The 19,700-nt window shown below is 55.1% G+C and carries 13 protein-coding genes and 2 pseudogenes; 12 read left to right on the top strand and 3 right to left on the bottom strand.

Going from position 1 to position 19,700, the window contains the following annotated elements; all coding sequences use genetic code 11:
• The first annotated feature begins 26 nt into the window (after window positions 1–26).
• The gene (locus DBY68_RS17635) at window positions 27–950 is read left to right on the top strand and encodes a DMT family transporter (protein ID WP_108474441.1); all 924 of its coding nucleotides are present in this window, start codon (window positions 27–29) and stop codon (window positions 948–950) included.
• Window positions 951–1,015: 65 nt separating this feature from the next.
• Window positions 1,016–1,654: an HTH-type transcriptional regulator RutR gene (rutR, locus tag DBY68_RS17630; protein ID WP_108474440.1), complete on the top strand. Its 639-nt coding sequence runs from the start codon at window positions 1,016–1,018 to the stop codon at window positions 1,652–1,654.
• Here the strand turns inward: rutR and DBY68_RS17625 are convergent.
• Entirely contained in the window at window positions 1,651–2,052 is a 402-nt protein-coding gene (locus DBY68_RS17625; RefSeq protein ID WP_108474439.1) for a lysozyme inhibitor LprI family protein, read from the bottom strand. The two genes, rutR and DBY68_RS17625, sit on opposite strands and share 4 nt — an antisense overlap.
• A gap of 197 nt (window positions 2,053–2,249) precedes the next feature.
• Here DBY68_RS17625 and DBY68_RS17620 point away from each other — a divergent pair, with 197 nt between their 5' ends.
• From DBY68_RS17620 to DBY68_RS17610, 3 genes are all read left to right on the top strand, one after another.
• On the top strand, window positions 2,250–3,590 hold the full coding sequence (locus tag DBY68_RS17620; protein ID WP_108474438.1) for an MATE family efflux transporter: 1,341 nt from the start codon (window positions 2,250–2,252) through the stop codon (window positions 3,588–3,590).
• 165 nt (window positions 3,591–3,755) lie between these two features.
• Window positions 3,756–4,436 carry a C40 family peptidase gene (locus DBY68_RS17615; protein WP_229837676.1) on the top strand — a complete coding sequence of 227 codons (681 nt, stop codon included), beginning with the start codon at window positions 3,756–3,758 and terminating at the stop codon, window positions 4,434–4,436.
• Window positions 4,437–4,614: 178 nt separating this feature from the next.
• On the top strand, window positions 4,615–5,112 hold the full coding sequence (locus tag DBY68_RS17610; protein WP_108474436.1) for a transposase: 498 nt from the start codon (window positions 4,615–4,617) through the stop codon (window positions 5,110–5,112).
• A 196-nt stretch (window positions 5,113–5,308) separates the two neighbouring features.
• On the opposite strand, the pseudogene DBY68_RS17605 reads toward DBY68_RS17610, so the two are convergent.
• Window positions 5,309–7,021 (bottom strand): annotated as a pseudogene (locus tag DBY68_RS17605) (flagellar biosynthesis protein FlhA); the annotation flags it as partial.
• Between DBY68_RS17605 and lafU the strand changes: the two are divergent.
• Both lafU and DBY68_RS17595 read left to right on the top strand, forming a co-directional pair.
• Complete coding sequence (gene lafU, locus DBY68_RS17600; RefSeq protein WP_108474435.1) at window positions 6,993–7,769, top strand: putative lateral flagellar export/assembly protein LafU; 777 nt, start codon at window positions 6,993–6,995, stop codon at window positions 7,767–7,769. The pseudogene DBY68_RS17605 and the gene lafU sit on opposite strands and share 29 nt — an antisense overlap.
• A gap of 98 nt (window positions 7,770–7,867) precedes the next feature.
• Window positions 7,868–8,071, top strand: a pseudogene (locus DBY68_RS17595) (putative lateral flagellar export/assembly protein LafU); the annotation flags it as partial.
• A 131-nt stretch (window positions 8,072–8,202) separates the two neighbouring features.
• Here the strand turns inward: DBY68_RS17595 and putA are convergent.
• Window positions 8,203–12,165, bottom strand: coding sequence for a trifunctional transcriptional regulator/proline dehydrogenase/L-glutamate gamma-semialdehyde dehydrogenase (gene putA, locus DBY68_RS17590; RefSeq protein ID WP_108474434.1), 3,963 nt, complete (start codon window positions 12,163–12,165; stop codon window positions 8,203–8,205).
• Between the two features lie 478 nt (window positions 12,166–12,643).
• Between putA and putP the strand changes: the two genes are divergently transcribed.
• From putP to phoH, 5 genes are all read left to right on the top strand, one after another.
• A complete protein-coding gene (gene putP, locus DBY68_RS17585; RefSeq protein WP_108474433.1) occupies window positions 12,644–14,152 on the top strand; it encodes a sodium/proline symporter PutP in 1,509 nt (502 codons plus the stop codon).
• A gap of 246 nt (window positions 14,153–14,398) precedes the next feature.
• A complete protein-coding gene (gene efeU / locus DBY68_RS17580) occupies window positions 14,399–15,232 on the top strand; it encodes an iron uptake transporter permease EfeU (protein ID WP_108474432.1) in 834 nt (277 codons plus the stop codon).
• Between the two features lie 35 nt (window positions 15,233–15,267).
• Complete coding sequence (gene efeO / locus DBY68_RS17575) at window positions 15,268–16,383, top strand: iron uptake system protein EfeO (RefSeq protein WP_108474431.1); 1,116 nt, start codon at window positions 15,268–15,270, stop codon at window positions 16,381–16,383.
• 5 nt (window positions 16,384–16,388) lie between these two features.
• Window positions 16,389–17,648, top strand: a complete 1,260-nt coding sequence (gene efeB, locus DBY68_RS17570; protein ID WP_108474430.1) for an iron uptake transporter deferrochelatase/peroxidase subunit — start codon at window positions 16,389–16,391, stop codon at window positions 17,646–17,648.
• Between the two features lie 611 nt (window positions 17,649–18,259).
• A complete protein-coding gene (gene phoH / locus DBY68_RS17565; RefSeq protein ID WP_189623323.1) occupies window positions 18,260–19,048 on the top strand; it encodes a phosphate starvation-inducible protein PhoH in 789 nt (262 codons plus the stop codon).
• Window positions 19,049–19,700: the final 652 nt, after the last annotated feature.

Below are 19,700 nucleotides of genomic sequence, written 5' to 3'. Positions count from 1 at the left end.
AGGCTGTTTGATTTCCCGGCGGCATCATGTCTTTTTTCTCACGCTACGCATTCTCTGTTAAGCCTCAGGAAGCTATCCTGATCCTCATCACCATGTTCTGGGGCGGCACTTTTCTCGCCGTGCAGTACGCGGTCTCCCTCAGTGGGCCGTTCTTTTTCGTTGGTGTACGCTTTGCGATGGCAGCGGTCGCCGTTGGAGTGCTTTGCGCGCGCTCACTGCGTGGTTTGACACGCCTTGAACTGAAAGCAGGCATGGTGATTGGTATCGCCATTGCGCTGGGTTACAGCCTGCAAACCTGGGGATTGCAGTCGATTCCCAGCAGTAAATCCGCTTTTATTACCGCCATGTATGTTCCGCTGGTGCCGCTGTTGCAGTGGCTCTGCCTGGGGAGAATGCCGGGTCTGATGTCCTGCGTGGGCATCGTGCTGGCTTTTATCGGGCTGATTTTTCTTGCCGGGCCAAATGGCGATTTGCTGGCGCTCGGGCAGGGCGAGCTGATTACGCTTGCCAGCGCGGTGGCGATTGCTGCTGAAATTATTCTTATCAGCGCCTGGGCAGGGAAAGTCGATGTGCGGCGGGTGACCGTTGTACAACTGGCGACGGCGTCGATTGTGGCGTTCGCCATGATGGTACCTGCTGGCGAAAGCGTGCCGCCAGTATCCTCTGGATTGCTGATAGTGGCGTTGGGACTGGGGATCTTCAGCGCCATTATTCAGGTGACCATGAACTGGGCCCAGCGCAGCGTATCGCCGACGCGCGCGACGGTTATTTATACCGGTGAACCCGTATGGGCGGGGATTTTTGGCCGACTGGCGGGGGAGCGTTTACCCGCGCTGGCGCTACTCGGCGCCGCCTTTATTGTGGTGGGCGTATTGGTCAGTGAAATGAAATTTAAGCGTAAAAAGATACCGCAATCGGCTACGGAAGCATCACTTAATCAGGAGCCGTAAGTATCACGCCTGTGTATGCCTCCCGCTTTTGCTATGCTGTGGAGGCTAATTACAGGAGAGGGCGTATGGCTCAGGACGCAACTAAGAAAAGCGGAAAACGCTCGCAGGCAGTCAGTGCAAAAAAACAAGCCATTCTTTCGGCTGCGCTCGATACTTTTTCCCAGTTCGGTATTCATGGCACACGCCTGGAGCAGGTGGCGGAGCTTGCCGGCGTGTCAAAAACCAATCTGCTCTACTACTATCCCTCTAAAGAGGCGCTTTATATCGCCGTGATGCGGCAAATTCTGGCTATCTGGCTGGCGCCCCTGAAAGCATTTCGTGAAGATCTCGCCCCGCTGGTGGCAATCAGAGAGTACATCAGGCTGAAACTGGAAGTCTCACGTGACTACCCGCAGGCGTCGCGACTGTTCTGCCTTGAGATGCTGCAAGGCGCGCCGTTGCTGATGAACGAACTGACAGGCGATTTGAAGGCGCTGGTCGAGGCAAAATCCGCGATTATCGCCGCGTGGGTCAATACAGGGAAACTCGCACCAGTCGATCCCCATCACCTCATTTTTATGATTTGGGCGACGACCCAGCACTATGCGGATTTTGCCACCCAGGTGGAAGCCGTGACGGGCGCGACATTGCAGGATGACGCCTTCTTTCAGCGCACGGTCGACAATGTGCAGCAGATGATTATCGAAGGCATTCGTGTCCGTTAATTGGCGTTCGCGGGCGGCAGCGGGCAACTCAGGTCTCCCTCTTCGCACTGTAACAGGGAAGCGAGAAAGGCTTCCCGCTCGGCGGTTTTATCCGTCAGGCACTGGTTACGCACCATTGGCTGCACGCTACCACCTTCGCTACTGGAACTGAGCAGTTCGCAATCGGCATCGCGGGAAGCAATCCATGCGTTCTGCGCTTTTTTCAATTGCTCACGCTGCGGTTCCTGTGCCCGCTTTTGTGCTGCCTGATACGTCTCGTTTAACTTCTTATCCGCCGCCTGATATTGAGCGGCAGTGCATTGATTCAGGTCGCTCTGGGTGCTGGCGTCATTGCATTCATCCGCCAGTGCCAGGCCGCTTGCCATCAGGGTTATCATCGCCAGTAAGGTACGTTTCATCTGTTCACTCCCTTAAAAAAGATGTCGATGAATATAGTACGAATCGCTTGCGCTGCGAAAGGGTTGAGTTGGGAATATCACCTCCTACCAGTGTGCGCTTTTCTGATTTTATACGCCGCCATAGACCACGTGAGTGAAGATGGTTGATCATCATTGACCGCTATTTAAAAAGTGTTCAATAACAGGGATGACGGGCGATGTGTGGTGGTGAAAATACCTTTCGGCTGGGGCTTTATACATTGGCCTGGCCGATATTTGTCGAGCAGTTGCTGCGATTGCTGATGAACTACGTCAGCGTGTTTATGCTGGGGCACTATTCCGATGAAGCTGTGGCGGCGACCGGTGTCGCCAGTCAGATTCTGGCAATATCGGTTATCTTTTACGGTTTTTTGACCGTAGGTGTGCAGATTGTTGTTGCACAGCTTATTGGCGCGAAAAAGTTTCACCGCGTGGAGTACGTGATAACTAACGGGCTGGTGGTGGCCTTCATCATCGGCGTGTTGATGAGTTTTCTCTTTATTTTTCTGGGGGAAGGTTTTTTGCGCGCGCTGGGGCTGAGCGAACGCCTGGTCAGCGTGGGTGCGCCGTTTATCCAAATTATTGGCGGCAGCTCGGTGATTATTGCGCTTTACTCCTCGGTGCTGCCTATTTTACGTACCCACGGTTACGTGCGTCAGGCGATGGTGGTGCCCATCACGGTGAGCGTGGTGAACGTAATTCTCAACTATATGTTCCTCTATGGCCCGCTTCATTTTCTGGACATGGGGGTGACCGGCGTCGGCATTGCCAGTAGCATCGCCAACATTGTGGGCATGGTGCTGAGCGTCTGGCTGCTGAATAAATACATTGGCTATCGTTTTCGCTGGCAGAAACTGAAACAGTGCTCGCGCAAAATGCTCAGTTCTATCCTGCAATACGGTCTGCCGTCCGCCGGCGAGAACTTATCCTACGCAGGCTCCCAACTGGTGGTGACGGCCATTATCGCGCTGTTGGGTACCGAAGCGCTGACCACCAAAATTTACGCTTCCAGCATCAGTCAGTTTGTCGCGCTGTTTGCCATGTCGATAGGCCAGGCCTCGCAAATTATCATTGGCCGGGCGATTGGCGCGCGAGAGCTGGATACCGCCTATCGTCAGGGAATGCGCAGTTGGCGAATTGGCTTGTTCATTGCCTTGCTGGTGAGTGCGCTGCTGGCAACGTTCGCAAGGCCTATAATGGCGCTGTTTACGCCAAGCGAAACGATTATTGAAATGGCGCGGGTGCTGTTTATGTACTCCATTTTGCTGGAGCTTGGGCGTGCCACCAACATCATCGTGATCAGCTCACTCAACTCAACCGGGGATGTGCGTTTTCCGTTTATCTGCGGAATTATTGTGATGTGGATTGTCAGCCTGCCGTTCTCGTACGTTCTGGGTATTTCCGCCGGTCTGGGGCTGGTGGGAGTATGGTTGGCGTACATTATTGATGAGGGCGTGAGAGCCGCGTTGATGTACCGACGCTGGCAGAGCCGAATCTGGACGACGAAATCGCTGTTTTGATTAGCGGCGAACCGGGGTTAATAATGTTTTAATAAGCCATTATTAACCCTGCTTTGGGCATCGGTTCGGTAAAATCAGCGTCTGTTTTTTACCCGGTTTTTGCCCGTTATGTCTGTGTACCCCCTCGCGCGCTGTTTGTTTACATGGTGCGTTCTGCTCCCTGCTATGTCGTTTACTGTCGCATCTCACGCTTCCTTCAGCTACGCCGCCCACGAGCGGATGCAAAACCGTGCGCGGCTGCTAAAACAGTACCAGGTACATTTGAAAAAACAGGCCAGCTATATTGTTGAAGGCAATGCTGAAAGTAGAAGGGCACTGCGGCAGCATAACCGCGAGCAGATTAAACTGCATCCTGAATGGTTTCCTGCGCCGCTCAAGGCGAATGACAGACGCTGGCAGGCGCTGGCGGAAAACAACCATTTCTTAAGCAGTGACCATCTGCACAATATCACCGAAGTGGCGATTCACCGTCTGGAGCAGCAGCTTGGCAAGCCCTACGTCTGGGGCGGTACGCGGCCCGATCAAGGCTTCGATTGCAGTGGGTTAGTTTTTTATGCCTACAACAAGATCCTTGAGGCAAAACTCCCACGCACGGCCAACGAGATGTACCACTATCGCCGGGCAACCATTGTGGCGAATAACGATCTGCGTCGGGGCGATCTGCTGTTTTTTCATATTCACAGCCGCGAGATTGCCGATCATATGGGCGTGTATCTGGGCGATGGGCAATTTATCGAGTCGCCGCGTACCGGAGAAACCATTCGGATAAGTCGGTTAGGGGAACCTTTCTGGCAGGATCATTTTTTGGGCGCGCGGCGGATTTTGACGGAAGAGACGATTTTGTAGGACGGATAAGGCGTTTACGCCGCATCCGGCGGTTGTGCGCTGGTGCCTGATGCGACGCTGGCGCGTCTTATCAGGCCTACGAGTCTGAGAATTTTTTTTGCGAGCCGCTTTCCCGATATAACACAACCTTATTGTCGACTTTTTCTTTTCTTCTTACCGTTGAGAAAAAGGAGTCGCTATGTCTGAATATCGTCGTTATTACATCAAGGGGGGAACATGGTTTTTCACGGTAAATTTGCGAAATCGTCGAAGCCAACTTTTGACCACCCAGTACCAGATCCTTCGTAACGCCATTGTTAAAGTTAAGCGGGCCAGACCTTTTGAAATTAACGCCTGGGTCGTTTTGCCTGAGCATATGCACTGTATCTGGACATTACCCGAAAACGATGATGATTTTTCCTCTCGCTGGAGGGAGATTAAAAAACAGTTCACTCAAGCTTGCGGATTGAAAAATATCTGGCAACCCCGTTTTTGGGAGCACGCCATCCGTAATACCAAAGATTATCGCCATCATGTTGATTATATTTATATAAATCCTGTAAAACATGGTTGGGTTAATCAAGTGTGTGATTGGCCATTCTCAACGTTCCATCGCGATGTCGCGAAAGGGTTATATCCTATCGATTGGGCGGGAGACGTAACGGATTTAAGTGCCGGTGAGCGTATTATTTTTTAACTGTGCGCTGTACCGGATGCGCTTACGCTTATCCGGCCTAGAACTCGTGCTTTAACCGTAGGCCGGATAAGGCGTTCACGCCGCATCCGGCGGTGGTGCGCAGATGCCTGATGCGACGCTGACGCGTCTTATCATGCCTACAAACCTGTATCGAACAAGGCGTTTACGCCGCATCCGGTGGGTAATGCACCGGGGCCTACATCAACGCCCCCATAATCTTCAACTCCAGCTCATCCGGCACTTCGTTATACGACAGCACATGCAGCCCCGGCGCAAACAATCTTGCGTAGCGCGCCAGCAAAGGGCGTAACTGCGGCGGCACCAGCAGCACCGGATCTTTTCCTGCCGCTTTCATCTGCTCCTTCACCTGCGGCATCGTCGTCTGAAATTGGTTGAGCATATTCGGGTCGACCGGCACGCTGTCGAGCATCACTTTGCCGGCCTGTTGCGCCTGATTCACCACGTTGGTCAGCAGATTTTCCAGCTCATTATTCAACGTATACACCGTCAGCTCCTGCTTGCGAACAAACGGATGGGTAATGCTGCGCCGCAGCGCCAGGCGCACATCGGCGGCCAGCAGAATATGATCCTTGGTCACCGTGCTACTGGCAACCAGCACGGTGGCGATGGTGACGATATCGCGCAGGGAAACGCCTTCGGTCAGCAGCGCGCGGTACACTTTCAGCAACTGGCTGTAATTCAGCGCCGCGCTCAAATCCTCTGCCAGCCGTGGTGCCATCGACGATAAACGGTTATGCAACTGCGTAATATCGTCATAGTTAAACAAATCAGGAATATAGCTGCGCACAATCTTATTCACATGGGTAGCAATCACGCTGGCGCTGTCGATCACCTGATACCCCATATTCAGCGCCTTCGCTTTCTGCGCAGGCTGAATCCAGGTGACCGGCATGCCGTACGCCGGGTCATTCCCCAGTACGCCGTCAATCTCGCCGTAGGTTTCGCTGGAGGGCAGGGCCATCAGTTTATCCGCCGGAATATCCGCTTCATCGGCCTTAATGCCGTTGATGAAAATGGCGTACTGGCTGGGCTTGAGGCGGAAGTTTTCCCGAATGCGGATCTCTGGCAACAGCACGCCGTTGCCGTCGGAAATCACCTGCCGCACGCCGCGAATTCGCTGGGTGAGCGGGTTGCCCTGCGCTTTATCCACCAGCGCCACCAGCTTGTAGCCGAGGCTTAAACTGATGGGCTCGATCAGCGGAATGGTTTTCCAACTGACCTGTTGCTCGCTGGTTTCGGTGATAGTGCGGGTCAGCGTTTCGAGGCTTTTCTCTTCCGCTTCCGCCGCCTGCGGGCGTTTGCTCATCCGCCAGCCGGTAAAGCCAAGCAGGGCGCTGAACAGCAAAAACGGCAGGTGCGGCATTCCCGGCACCACCGCCAGCACAAACATAATCCCGGTGGCGGTGTAGAGCACTGACGGGCTTGCCAGCAACTGGCTACGCACGTCGTGGGCGATATCGCCGTTGTCGCTGACGCGGGTGACAATAATCGCCGCCGCAGTGGAGAGCAGCAGGGAAGGGATCTGCGCCACCAGCCCGTCACCGATGGTCATCAGCACATATTGCTGGAAAGCGGCGTCGGCGCTCAGGTTGTATTTGAAAATCCCGATACAGACGCCGCCAATCAGGTTGATCGCGAGAATCATCATCCCGGCGATGGCGTCCCCGCGTACAAACTTCGACGCCCCGTCCATCGCGCCGTAGAAATCGGCCTCGCTGGCAACATCTTTACGCCGGGTTTGCGCCTGCGCCTGGTTGATCAGCCCGGCGTTAAGATCGGCGTCAATCGCCATTTGCTTGCCGGGCATCGCGTCCAGGGTAAAGCGGGCAGAAACCTCGGAGATTCGCTCGGCCCCTTTAGTGACAACGATAAAGTTGATTGTCAACAGCGTCAGTAAATCTGAGCGCGAAAGCATTATGGCGGCGCTGCACGGGCAGTCTATTTTTAACGGTGGCGGACTGTCGCCGTTAAATAAAATCAGCCCGACGCATCCGCCGAAACCGACCACCGTGGCGGTGCCGGAAGAAACCGAGAAAAAAGTTCGCGACGTGAATGAGAAAACGGCGCTGCTGAAGAAGAAATCCGCCACTGAGCTGGGCGAGCTGGCGACCAATATCAACACCATTGCCCGCAATGCGCATATGGAAGCCAATCTGGAGATGGAGATTGTTCCTCAGGGGTTGCGGGTACTGATTAAAGACGACCAGAACCGCAATATGTTTGAACGCGGCAGCGCGAAGATTATGCCGTTCTTTAAAACTCTGCTGGTGGAATTAGCGCCGGTTTTTGATTCGCTCGACAATAAGATCATCATCACCGGGCATACCGATGCGATGGCCTATAAAAGCAATATCTATAACAACTGGAATCTTTCGGGCGATCGCGCGCTGTCTGCCCGTCGCGTGCTGGAAGACGCCGGTATGCCGGAAGATAAAGTGATGCAGGTCAGCGCGATGGCAGACCAGATGCTGCTGGACGCCAAAAATCCGCAAAGCGCGGGTAACCGGCGTATTGAGATTATGGTGCTGACCAAAAGCGCGTCGGATACGCTGTATCAATATTTTGGTCAGCATGGGGATAAGGTGGTGCAGCCGCTGGTTAATAGGTTGGATAAGCGTGCGGGGGGCAGGGGATAACGGTGCGCGCTGTGCCCCTCACCCCGGCCCTCTCCCGCAGGGAGAGGGTGAAAACCAGCGCAGGTATTTCACATTTGCACTGACGGTCCCCTCTCCCCGCCGGGATGCCGGAAGATAAAGTGATGCAGGTCAGCGCGATGGCAGACCAGATGCTGCTGGACGCGAAGGATCCGCAAAGCGCGGGTAACCGGCGTATTGAGATTATGGTGCTGACCAAAAGCGCGTCCGATACGCTGTATCAATATTTTGGTCAGCATGGGGATAAAGTGGTGCAGCCGCTGGTGCAAAGGCTGGATAAGCGTGCGGGGGGGCAGGGGATAACGGTGCGCGCTGTGCCCCTCACCCCGGCCCTCTCCCGCAGGGAGAGGGTAAAAGCACAGTTCCCTCTCCCTTGAGGGAGAGGGTTAGGGTGAGGGGGCAAACCCGCACCGACTCAGCCGATCGTCATCAGACTCGCATTTCCTCCCGCCGCCGCGGTGTTCACACTCAGCGAGCGTTCGTGATACAGACGTTCCAGCAGCAGATTGGTTTCGCCGCGCGCGAAGCCCTGCACTGAAACAATCGCACCGTCGCGGGCGGCAACCTGTTCGCACAGTTTACGCAACTGATCGGAATCACCGTGGTAAATCACCGCATCGAAGAACTGGCTCATTAATACATCCGCTTTGGCGAAGCGAATGCGCTCGCTCACCTCTTTCGGCAGCTTTTTCGCCAGTTCGCGCTGGAGTGGGGCGTCCGGCCACAGCACTTCACTGCCGACCGCCATCACTGCCGCCAGTTGCGTCAGCGCATCCTGTTCGTCATCAGCGACGCAGAGTACACGCTCGCGCGGCATCAGCGTCCAGGTGTTGCGTTCGCCGGTCGGGCCCGGCAACACACGCTGCGTTCCGGCCTGCGCCAGTTCGCCATATTGCTGACAGAGCGCACTCAGCGAGGCATTACCGTTGCCCCAGTTTTTCAGCGCGGTAAGCGGTTTTTCCAGCAGTGCTTTCAGTTGTGCGTCTACCGGGTATTCCGCGTCCTGACGAGCAAGCGTCGTGCCCAACGCCGTTTCCGGGCGGCTGGTCAGCAGGCGATAGAGATAGAGCGGGCCACCCGCTTTCGGGCCGGTGCCGGATAAGCCTTCGCCACCGAAAGGCTGCACGCCTACAACGGCGCCGACCATGTTGCGGTTGACATACAGGTTGCCGACTTTCGCGCTACCCGTGACCTGGGCGATGGTTTCGTCGATACGCGTATGCACGCCCAGCGTCAAACCGTAGCCGGAGGCATTGATCTGCTCGATGAGTTTGTCCAGATTATTGCGGTTGTAGCGCACCACGTGCAGTACCGGGCCGAACACTTCCTTCTTCAGCTCATCAAAGCTTTCCAGCTCGATAAGCGTCGGCGCAACAAAAGTACCGGACTGCCATTCGCGCGCATCGTCACTGTTTTCGCGTGCCGCCTGGAAGACGGTGCGGCCTTTGGCGCGCATCGCCTGAATGTGGCGTTCGATATTGGTTTTCGCTTCGTCATCAATCACCGGGCCGATATCGGTGGTCAGGCGACCGGGGTTGCCCATCCGGCATTCACCCATCGCACCGCGCAGCATGGTGAGGGTGTGGTCGGCGATATCGTCCTGCAGGCAGAGTACGCGCAGGGCGGAGCAGCGCTGACCCGCGCTATCAAAAGCGGAGGCTACAACATCCACAACGACCTGCTCGGTGAGTGCGGAAGAATCGACGATCATCGCGTTCATCCCGCCCGTTTCGGCGATAAGCGGCGTCGGGCGACCCTGCGAATCGAGGCGGGTGGCGATGTTGCGTTGCAGCAGGGTCGCGACTTCCGTTGACCCGGTGAACATCACGCCGCGAACACGGTTGTCGGAAGTGAGTTGCGCACCGACGGTTTCGCCACGACCAGGCAGAAGCTGTACCACACCTGGCGGTACGCCTGCTTCCAGCAGAATCGCAATGCCCTGTGCGGCAATCAGCGGGGTCTGCTCGGCAGGTTTCGCCAGCACGCTGTTACCGGCGGCGAGGGCGGCGGCAATTTGCCCTGTAAAGATAGCGAGAGGGAAGTTCCACGGGCTGATACACACCACCGGGCCCAGCGGGCGGTGGGTTTCGTTATCGAAATCATGACGTACCTGACCGGCGTAGTAGTGCAGGAAATCGACCGCTTCACGCACTTCGGCAATCGCGTTGCTGAAGGTTTTCCCGGCTTCGCGCACCAGAATGCCAATCAACTGCTGCATCTGGCCTTCCATCAGCACCGCGGCACGTTCAAGGATGGCGGCACGTTCCTGCGGCGGGGTAGCAAACCAGATTGGCGCATTGTTCACCGCGCTGGTCAGCGCCTGTTCGACTTCCGTTTCTGTCGCTTCACGAACATAACCCACCACATCTTTAGGCTCTGCCGGGTTAAGCAGCGGCGTCATTTCGCCTTCGACGACCGGGTGTTCCAGCATCGGCAGCGCGCGCCATTTTTGCAACGCACTGTTCAGCAGCGAGGAAGAGAGCGAGGCCAGGCGATGTTCGTTGGAGAGGTCAAGGCCCGCAGAGTTGGTGCGGTCTTTACCGTAGAGGTCGCGCGGCAGGGCAATTTTCGGATGCGGCAGGCCAGCAGCACCTTCCTGAATCGCCATTTTTTCAACGGCTTCAACCGGATCGGCCACCAGCTCATCGAGCGGCAGCGTGGTATCCGCGATTCGGTTAACGAAGGAGGTGTTGGCACCGTTTTCCAGCAGACGGCGCACCAGATACGCCAGCAGCGTTTCATGGGTGCCGACCGGGGCGTAAATACGGCACGGACGGTTTAACTTACCATCAGCGACTTTACCCACTACTTGCTCGTACAGGGGTTCACCCATGCCATGCAGGCACTGGAATTCATACTGACCCGGATAGTAGTTCTGTCCGGCCAGTTGATAGATGGCTGCCAGCGTATGGGCGTTATGGGTGGCGAACTGCGGATAAATCAGGTTCGGTACGCCAAGCAGTTTTTTGGCACAGGCGAGGTAAGAGACGTCGGTGTAGACCTTGCGGGTGTACACCGGGTAACCTTCCAGGCCGTCCATTTGCGCGCGTTTGATTTCGCTGTCCCAGTACGCGCCTTTCACCAGACGGATCATCAGGCGGCGACGGCTGCGGGTCGCAAGGTCAATCAGATAATCAATGACGAACGGGCAGCGTTTCTGATATGCCTGAATAACAAAACCAATCCCGTTCCAGCCTGCCAGTTCTGGCTCAAAGCACAGTTTTTCCAGCAGATCGAGGGAGATCTCCAGACGGTCCGCTTCTTCGGCGTCGATATTAATGCCGATATCGTACTGGCGCGCCAGCAGCGTCAGGGATTTCAGGCGCGGATAGAGTTCGTCCATGACGCGGTCGTACTGTGCGCGGCTGTAGCGCGGGTGCAGGGCGGAAAGCTTAATGGAGATGCCCGGGCCTTCATAAATACCGCGCCCGTTAGAGGCTTTACCAATGGCATGGATCGCCTGCTGATACGAGACCATATAGGCCTGTGCATCGGCGGCGGTCAGTGCGGCTTCGCCCAGCATGTCGTAAGAGTAGCGGAATCCTTTCTCTTCCAGTTTGCGCGCATTCGCCAGTGCTTCGGCGATGGTTTCACCGGTAACGAACTGTTCACCCATCAGGCGCATCGCCATATCCACACCTTTGCGGATCAGCGGTTCGCCGCTCTTGCCGATAATGCGATTGAGCGAGCGAGAAAGGCTGGCTTCATTGTGCGTGGAGACCAGTTTGCCGGTAAACAGTAGGCCCCAGGTCGCGGCGTTAACGAACAGCGATGGGCTACGGCCAATGTGCGATTGCCAGTTGCCGTTGCTTATTTTGTCGCGGATCAGCGCATCACGTGTTGCTTTATCCGGGATACGCAGCAGCGCTTCGGCCAGACACATCAGGGCCACGCCTTCCTGAGAGGAGAGGGAGAACTCCTGCAGCAGGCTCTGAACCATACCCGCACGTCCGCTGGCGGTTTTCTGGTTACGCAGTTTTTCCGCCAGTTTCCAGGCCAGTTGATGGGCCTGAGCGGCGATTTTCTCCGGTAAGCGCGCCTGCTCCAGCAACATGGGCACCGCGTCGGTTTCGCTACGGCGGTAGGCGGCAGTAATGGCAGCACGGCTCACGGACTGCGGCAGGATCTGTTCGGCGAATTCGAGGAACGGCTGATGTGGCTCATCCTGGGCGGTGATGATTTCATCGCTTTCATTGGCGGCCCCGGCAAGCAGTGCCGGCAATTCCGGCAAGACTTCATCGTTTTCCAGTTTTTCCAGGTAATTAAAGATTGCCTGCTTAATTAACCAGTGTGGGGTGCGATCAATTCGTGTGGCCGCACTTTTAATTCGCTCGCGCGTGGCTTCATCCAGCTTAACACCCATGGTGGTGGTGCCCATGCCATCTACTCCTGTTGTTTTGTCGTCATATTTTCGGCGTAGCAAGAATATCCACTATGTTGCAACTTTGTGCAACCGTGTTAAATGTGACATCAATTACAACCTGAGAAATGAATTTATTGTTAAAAGAAAAACTGATGGTATGGAATGTAACCGATGTATCTGAAAGCTTGATTTTGAGGGCTGGTTAACAGTTCTAAAGGGTGCAACCCTAAAAAGCGTGAGGGAGTGCAACCTATAGGAAAATGGTATTACGACAGGGATGCATTCGATGTGAATGCAGTGTTAAATCATTTGTGAAAAATCTTCGCTTCCGTCAGGATACGGTCGCCTGAATAACAGAACAGGCCTTTACCTCGTTCCGGTAAGGGAATAACAACAAGTCGGGAAGTTGACGACGAATATACTCAAAATCATTCGAACTGCTTCAACGTAGAAGCCGCTTGACGGATGAAGAGTATAAATCTGGAGAGTTTTAATGAATATAAGCACACCGATGCTGGTGACTTTTTTTGTCTACATCTTTGGCATGATATTAATTGGGTTTTTCGCCTGGCGATCGACGAAAAACTTCGATGATTACATCCTTGGGGGACGGAGTCTTGGGCCATTCGTGACCGCGCTTTCTGCGGGTGCGTCGGATATGAGCGGCTGGCTGCTGATGGGCCTGCCTGGCGCAATCTTTCTCGCCGGTATCTCGGAAAGCTGGATTGCTATCGGCCTGACCGTGGGCGCATGGATCAACTGGAAACTGGTGGCGGGGCGTTTACGTGTACACACCGAAGCCAACAATAATGCCCTGACGCTGCCGGATTACTTCACCGGGCGATTCGAAGATAAGAGCCGCGTACTGCGCATTATCTCTGCGCTGGTGATCCTGCTGTTCTTCACCATTTATTGTGCGTCTGGCATTGTGGCCGGGGCGCGTCTGTTCGAAAGCACCTTCGGCATGAGTTATGAAACGGCGCTGTGGGCAGGTGCTGCCGCCACCATTATTTATACCTTTATCGGTGGTTTCCTGGCGGTGAGCTGGACAGATACCGTGCAGGCCAGCCTGATGATTTTCGCGCTGATCCTGACGCCGGTAATGGTTATTCTCGCCGTAGGTGGCCTGGATGATTCGATGGCGGTTATTAAGCAAAAGAGCATTGAGAATATCGATATGCTCAAAGGGCTGAACTTCGTCGCCATTATCTCCCTGATGGGCTGGGGTCTCGGTTACTTCGGGCAGCCGCACATTCTGGCGCGTTTCATGGCGGCAGATTCCCACCACAGCATCGTGCATGCGCGTCGTATCAGTATGACCTGGATGATCCTGTGCCTGGCAGGTGCGGTCGCGGTCGGTTTCTTCGGCATTGCTTACTTCCAGAATAACCCGGCAGTGGCGGGCCCGGTAAGCCAGAACGCCGAACGCGTGTTTATTGAACTGGCGCAAATCCTGTTCAACCCGTGGATTGCCGGCATTCTGCTTTCTGCGATCCTGGCGGCGGTGATGTCTACCCTGAGCTGCCAGCTGCTGGTGTGCTCCAGCGCGATTACTGAAGATCTGTACAAAGCGTTTCTGCGTAAAAACGCCAGCCAGAAAGAGCTGGTGTGGGTCGGGCGTGTCATGGTGCTGGTGGTCGCACTGGTGGCGATTGCACTGGCGGCAAACCCGGAAAACCGCGTGCTTGGCCTGGTAAGTTACGCGTGGGCAGGCTTTGGTGCGGCATTCGGGCCGGTCGTGCTGTTCTCGGTAATGTGGTCACGCATGACACGTAACGGCGCGCTGGCAGGGATGATTATTGGTGCGGTGACCGTGATCGTCTGGAAACATTTCGAGCTGCTCGGCCTGTACGAAATCATTCCGGGCTTTATCTTCGGTAGCCTGGGCATTGTTATCTTCAGCCTGCTGGATAAAGCACCGTCTGCGGAAATGCGTAAACGCTTCGAAGAAGCAGACGCACATTACCATTCTGCACCGCCGTCACGTTTACAGGCGGAGTAAAAACCTTGCCGGATGCGCGGCGTTTATCCGGCCTACAGGAGAATGTGTAGGCCGGATAAGGCGTTAGCCGCATCCGGCATTTTATCCTGCGAATTTTCCCGCCTTTCCCGCTTCCAGCTTTTACATTTGCTTATCATTTCCAACATATTTCACTTGTATTTCGTCTTTGCGTAATGATAATCGCTATCACTCACATTTACTTTTCTTTGCATCTTTTGACTGCGATTCACATTTAAGGACGTTCGCATGTTTGTGCCTTTTCTGATTATGCTGCGCGAAGGGTTAGAAGCCGCGCTAATTGTTAGCCTGATTGCCAGCTATCTCAAACGCACACAGCGTGGCGGTCTGATAGGCGTGATGTGGATTGGCGTTTTCCTGGCCGCGGCGCTCTGCCTTGGTCTGGGCATCTTTATTAACGAAACCACCGGCGAATTCCCGCAAAAAGAGCAGGAGCTGTTTGAAGGTATCGTGGCGGTCATCGCCGTGATCATCCTGACCTGGATGGTGTTCTGGATGCGTAAAGTGTCGCGCAACGTAAAACAGCAGCTGGAGCAGGCGGTGGATAATGCGCTGGCGCGGGGCAATCACCACGGTTGGACGCTGGTGATGATGGTCTTTTTCGCCGTGGCGCGTGAAGGGCTGGAGTCGGTCTTCTTCCTGCTGGCGGCATTCCAGCAGGATCTCGGTATCTGGCCACCCCTGGGCGCAGTGTTAGGGCTGGCGACCGCCGTCGTGCTGGGCTTCCTGCTCTACTGGGGCGGCATTCGCCTGAATCTCGGTGCGTTCTTCAAATGGACTAGCTTGTTTATTCTGCTGGTCGCCGCGGGGCTTGCCGCCGGGGCGATTCGCGCGTTCCACGAAGCCGGGCTGTGGAACCACTTCCAGGATGTCGCGTTTGATTTCAGCGGCACGCTGACCACCCACTCGCTGTTTGGTACGTTAATGGAAGGCATTTTTGGCTATCAGGAAGCGCCAAGCGTCAGCGAAGTGACCGTCTGGTTACTCTATTTACTGCCTGCCCTGGCGCTTTTTTTCTGGCCGGCGCGAGCGCCAAACGCGGCATCACGTATCGCCCCCTGAGGCGAATAGCTTTTACTCATTGAAAGGGATGGATCATGACCACTATTTTTCGCCGTAGCGTGCTCGCTGCACTGTGCTCCTTCGCGTTTTCTGCGCAGGCTGCCGGTATTCCGAAGGTCAATGTCACGGTAAACGATAAGCAGTGTGAGCCGATGACGCTCACCGTTAATGCGGGCAAAACACAGTTTATCATTCAGAACCACAGCCAGAAGGCGCTGGAGTGGGAGATCCTCAAGGGTGTAATGGTGGTGGAAGAGCGTGAAAATATCGCGCCAGGCTTTACGCAGAAGATGACCGCCAATCTGCAACCGGGTGAATATGAGATGACTTGTGGTCTGCTGACCAATCCGAAAGGCAAGCTGATTGTAAAAGGTGAAGCCACAAAGGATGCGGCGAAAGCGGATGCGGTTTTGAGCCTGGGCGAGGCGATTACCGCGTATAAAACCTACGTCACTACACAAACGGCAGATCTGGTCAAAGCCACCAAAGCCTTTACTGATGCGGTGAAAGCGGGGGATATCGAAAAAGCGAAATCTCTGTACGCACCTACGCGTCAGTATTACGAACGTATTGAACCGATTGCTGAGCTGTTCTCTGACCTCGACGGCAGCATTGATGCCCGTGAAGATGATTATGAGCAGAAAGCCGCTGACCCGAAATTCACCGGTTTCCACCGTCTGGAGAAGGCGCTGTTTGGCGACAACAGCACCAAAGGTATGGAGAAATATGCCGATCAGCTTTACAGCGATGTGGTTGAGCTGCAAAAACGCATTGCAGAATTAGCCTTCCCGCCGTCAAAAGTGGTGGGCGGGGCCGCCGGGTTGATTGAAGAAGTGGCCGCCAGCAAAATCAGCGGCGAGGAGGATCGCTACAGCCATACCGACCTGTGGGATTTCCAGGCCAACATCGATGGCGCACAGAAGATTGTTGACCTGCTGCGTCCGCAACTGCAAAAAGAGAACAGCGCGCTGCTGGCGAAAGTCGATGCCAACTTTAAGAAAGTGGATGCCATCCTCGCGAAATATCGCACTAAAGACGGTTTTGAGACCTATGACAAGCTGACGGATGCGGATCGCAACGCGTTGAAAGGGCCGATTACCACGCTGGCGGAAGATTTAGCGCAACTGCGCGGGATCCTGGGTCTGGATTAAGTATCATGGATGAGCAACATAAAACGGGCGTGGATGAACCTTCACGCCGTCGCTGGTTAAAAGGCGTCGGGGCACTGGCGCTGGCGGCGGGTTGCCCGGTGGCGCACGGTGCGAAAGCCGATTCGCCAGCGGTGACCGGGCGCGATGAGAAACAGCCTTTTTACGGGGTGCACCAGGCGGGCGTGCTGACGCCACAGCAGGCATCAATGATGCTGGTGGCGTTTGACGTGCTGGCGACCGATCGCGCTGACCTGCAGCGACTGATGCGCCTGCTGACCACGCGGATTGCGTTTCTTACCGAAGGCGGCCCGGCACCGGAGACGCCAAATCCGCGTTTGCCGCCGATGGATTCCGGTATTCTCGGGGCGTGGATCGCCCCGGATAACCTGACCATGACGGTCTCCGTCGGGCAGTCACTGTTTGATGAGCGTTTCGGTCTGGCATCCCAGGCGCCGAAAAAACTGCAAAAAATGACGCGCTTTCCGAATGATTCATTAGATGCGACGTTATGCCACGGTGACCTGTTATTGCAAATCTGTTCCAATACACAGGATACGGTGATCCATGCGTTGCGCGACATCATCAAGCACACGCCGGATCTCCTGAGCGTGCGCTGGAAGCGGGAAGGGTTTATCTCTGACCACGCCGCGCGCAGTAAAGGTCAAGAGACGCCGGTGAATCTGCTGGGTTTCAAAGATGGCACCGCGAACCCGGACAGCGGTGATAAAGCGCTGATGGACAATGTGGTGTGGGTGACGAAAGACCAGCAGGAACCTGCGTGGGCGGTGGGTGGTTCGTATCAGGCGGTTCGTATTATCCAGTTCCACGTCGAGTTCTGGGATCGTACGCCGCTTAAAGAACAGCAGACCATTTTTGGCCGGGATAAGCAGACAGGGGCACCGCTCGGCATGCAACATGAGCACGATGTGCCCGACTACAGCCGTGACCCGGACGGTGAGGTGATTGCGCTGGACAGTCATATTCGGCTGGCTAACCCGCGTACCGCTGAAACACAATCCAGCCTGATGATGCGTCGGGGGTACAGTTATTCTCTCGGCGTGACCAATTCGGGGCAACTGGATATGGGGCTGTTATTTGTTTGCTATCAGCACGATCTGGAAAAAGGATTTCTTACGGTACAGAAACGGCTGAATGGAGAAGCGCTGGAGGAGTACGTCAAACCCATCGGTGGCGGCTACTTCTTTGTGCTGCCGGGTGTGCCGTCATCGGCATCCTACCTTGGACAAACGCTGCTCGAAGCCTGAATCAGGCTAAACCGCCCGGGCCTACAAAATGCCGGCCTGAATGTGTAGGCCGGTTAAGGCGTTTACGCCGTATCCGGCATTAACCAGGCGCACGTTGTCAATAATCTGAAAAACGCCTACCCCTTTGGGTAGGTGTTTTATCCACTCTTTTTTTCTGATTCTATCCCATTGATATAATTCTGTAATATAAATGTAAGAGACTGTATGTGAACGGATGCGATCTGATTTGTTACTTTTTGGTAAAATTTAAATTGCATTCTTAATTATTTTTGATGTATTTAATAAGTAGTAGCGGTAGTTCCCGGTTGTGATGCAGTTCACTATGGAGATCGCGAATGGTAGCGTCCTTTATCGGACAGGGTAAAAACAGTCACCGCACCACTTTGCGCGGAGGTTCAGCTTCCGGCAGCGATTTCGTCACCTCAAAAATCTCTCACGCTGAAAACAACACTCTCTTTTCCGATGTGGAACGCGATGCGCGTAGTCGTGCTTTCACGTCAGTTCGACAGGCAAGCAATGGCTTACAAGGAAGCCAAACCTCAGACGTTCGTGCGCATAATCGTGCTGCCAACGGCACGTGTGATGTAAACCTACAACTCAAGGTGCTATCCATGGGAAGACAAAAAGCAGTGACTAAAGCTCGTCGTGAAGCGAAACGTGTGCTGAGACGGGATTCACGTAGCCATAAACAGCGTGAAGAAGAATCGGTCACCTCGCTTGTGCAGATGAGTGGCGTGGAATCTATCGGTATGGCGCGGGACAGCCGCGATAACTCACCGATTAAGGCCCGCAATGACGCTCAGGCGCATTATCTGAATGCGATTGAAAGCAAACAGCTGATCTTCGCGACCGGCGAAGCAGGCTGCGGGAAAACCTGGATAAGTGCAGCAAAAGCGGCTGAAGCTCTGATTCATAAGGATGTGGAGAGGATAATCGTTACCCGCCCGGTATTGCAGGCTGATGAAGACCTCGGCTTCTTGCCCGGTGATATCTCCGAGAAGTTCGCGCCTTACTTCCGCCCCGTCTATGACGTGCTGGTGAAGCGGTTAGGTGCGTCCTTTATGCAGTACTGCCTGCGTCCGGAAATTGGCAAGGTGGAAATCGCGCCGTTCGCCTATATGCGCGGACGTACATTTGAAAATGCGGTGGTCATTCTCGACGAGGCCCAGAACGTCACCGCTGCGCAAATGAAGATGTTTTTGACGCGCCTTGGGGAGAACGTGACGGTTATCGTCAATGGTGATATCACCCAGTGTGATCTGCCGCGCGGCGTGCAGTCCGGGCTGAGCGATGCGCTGGAGCGTTTTGAAGAAGATGAAATGGTCGGGGTGGTACGCTTTACCAAAGAGGATTGTGTACGCTCGGCACTGTGCCAGCGGACGCTGCAAGCGTATTACTGATGTAGTGAGAGTTGTGGCAAAGCCCGGGTGACCGGGCTTTGGCGTTTTTGGGGGTGCGGTGTTTTCCCCTCACCCTAACCCTCTCCCCAAGGGAGAGGGGATCGAATGTGCTCGCTGTTAAGTTCGGCGCCGGTTTTCTCACTCGCCCCTTGGGAGAGGGCCGGGGTGAACGAATGTGCTGGCTGTTGCATTCGGCGCTGGTTTTCTCCCTCGCCCCTTGGGAGAGGGCCGGGGTGAACGAATGTGCTGGCTGTTGCATTCGGCGCTGGTTTTCTCCCTCGCCCCTTGGGAGAGGGCCGGGGGGAACGAATGTGCCGGCTGTTGCGTTTGGCGCTGGTTTTCTCCCTCGCCCTTGGGAGAGGGCCGGGGTGAGGGGAGCAGACGGCACCTGAACAACATACGAAAAAAAAGCCCGTACTTTCGTACGAGCTCTTCTTAAAATATGGCGGTGAGGCGGGGATTGACTCGCTACGCTCGCCCTGCGGGCAGCCCGTTCACTGCGTTCGCGGTCTGTCCAACTGGCTGCGCCAGTTGTCGAACCCCGGTCCGGGCTTCTCACCCCGCCTGGTTATGCAACATGCGAAAAAAAAGCCCGTACTTTCGTACGGGCTCTTTCTCGAATATGGCGGTGAGGCGGGGATTGACTCGCTGC

Source organism: Pseudocitrobacter sp. RIT415 (genome assembly GCF_003057695.2).
GTDB classification, from domain to species: Bacteria; Pseudomonadota; Gammaproteobacteria; order Enterobacterales; family Enterobacteriaceae; genus Pseudocitrobacter; species Pseudocitrobacter faecalis.
This window is presented reverse-complemented; position numbering and strand designations above follow the sequence as displayed.

Bases quoted from the DNA above. Each gene is read 5' to 3' on its own strand.
- DBY68_RS17635 (WP_108474441.1), top strand. From the start codon at position 27: ATGTCTTTTTTCTCACGCTACGCATTCTCTGTTAAGCCTCAGGAAGCT.
- rutR (WP_108474440.1), top strand. From the start codon at position 1,016: ATGGCTCAGGACGCAACTAAGAAAAGCGGAAAACGCTCGCAGGCAGTC.
- DBY68_RS17625 (WP_108474439.1), bottom strand. From the start codon at position 2,052: ATGAAACGTACCTTACTGGCGATGATAACCCTGATGGCAAGCGGCCTG.
- DBY68_RS17620 (WP_108474438.1), top strand. From the start codon at position 2,250: ATGTGTGGTGGTGAAAATACCTTTCGGCTGGGGCTTTATACATTGGCC.
- DBY68_RS17615 (WP_229837676.1), top strand. From the start codon at position 3,756: ATGTCGTTTACTGTCGCATCTCACGCTTCCTTCAGCTACGCCGCCCAC.
- DBY68_RS17610 (WP_108474436.1), top strand. From the start codon at position 4,615: ATGTCTGAATATCGTCGTTATTACATCAAGGGGGGAACATGGTTTTTC.
- putA (WP_108474434.1), bottom strand. From the start codon at position 12,165: ATGGGCACCACCACCATGGGTGTTAAGCTGGATGAAGCCACGCGCGAG.
- putP (WP_108474433.1), top strand. From the start codon at position 12,644: ATGAATATAAGCACACCGATGCTGGTGACTTTTTTTGTCTACATCTTT.
- efeU (WP_108474432.1), top strand. From the start codon at position 14,399: ATGTTTGTGCCTTTTCTGATTATGCTGCGCGAAGGGTTAGAAGCCGCG.
- efeO (WP_108474431.1), top strand. From the start codon at position 15,268: ATGACCACTATTTTTCGCCGTAGCGTGCTCGCTGCACTGTGCTCCTTC.
- efeB (WP_108474430.1), top strand. From the start codon at position 16,389: ATGGATGAGCAACATAAAACGGGCGTGGATGAACCTTCACGCCGTCGC.
- phoH (WP_189623323.1), top strand. From the start codon at position 18,260: ATGGGAAGACAAAAAGCAGTGACTAAAGCTCGTCGTGAAGCGAAACGT.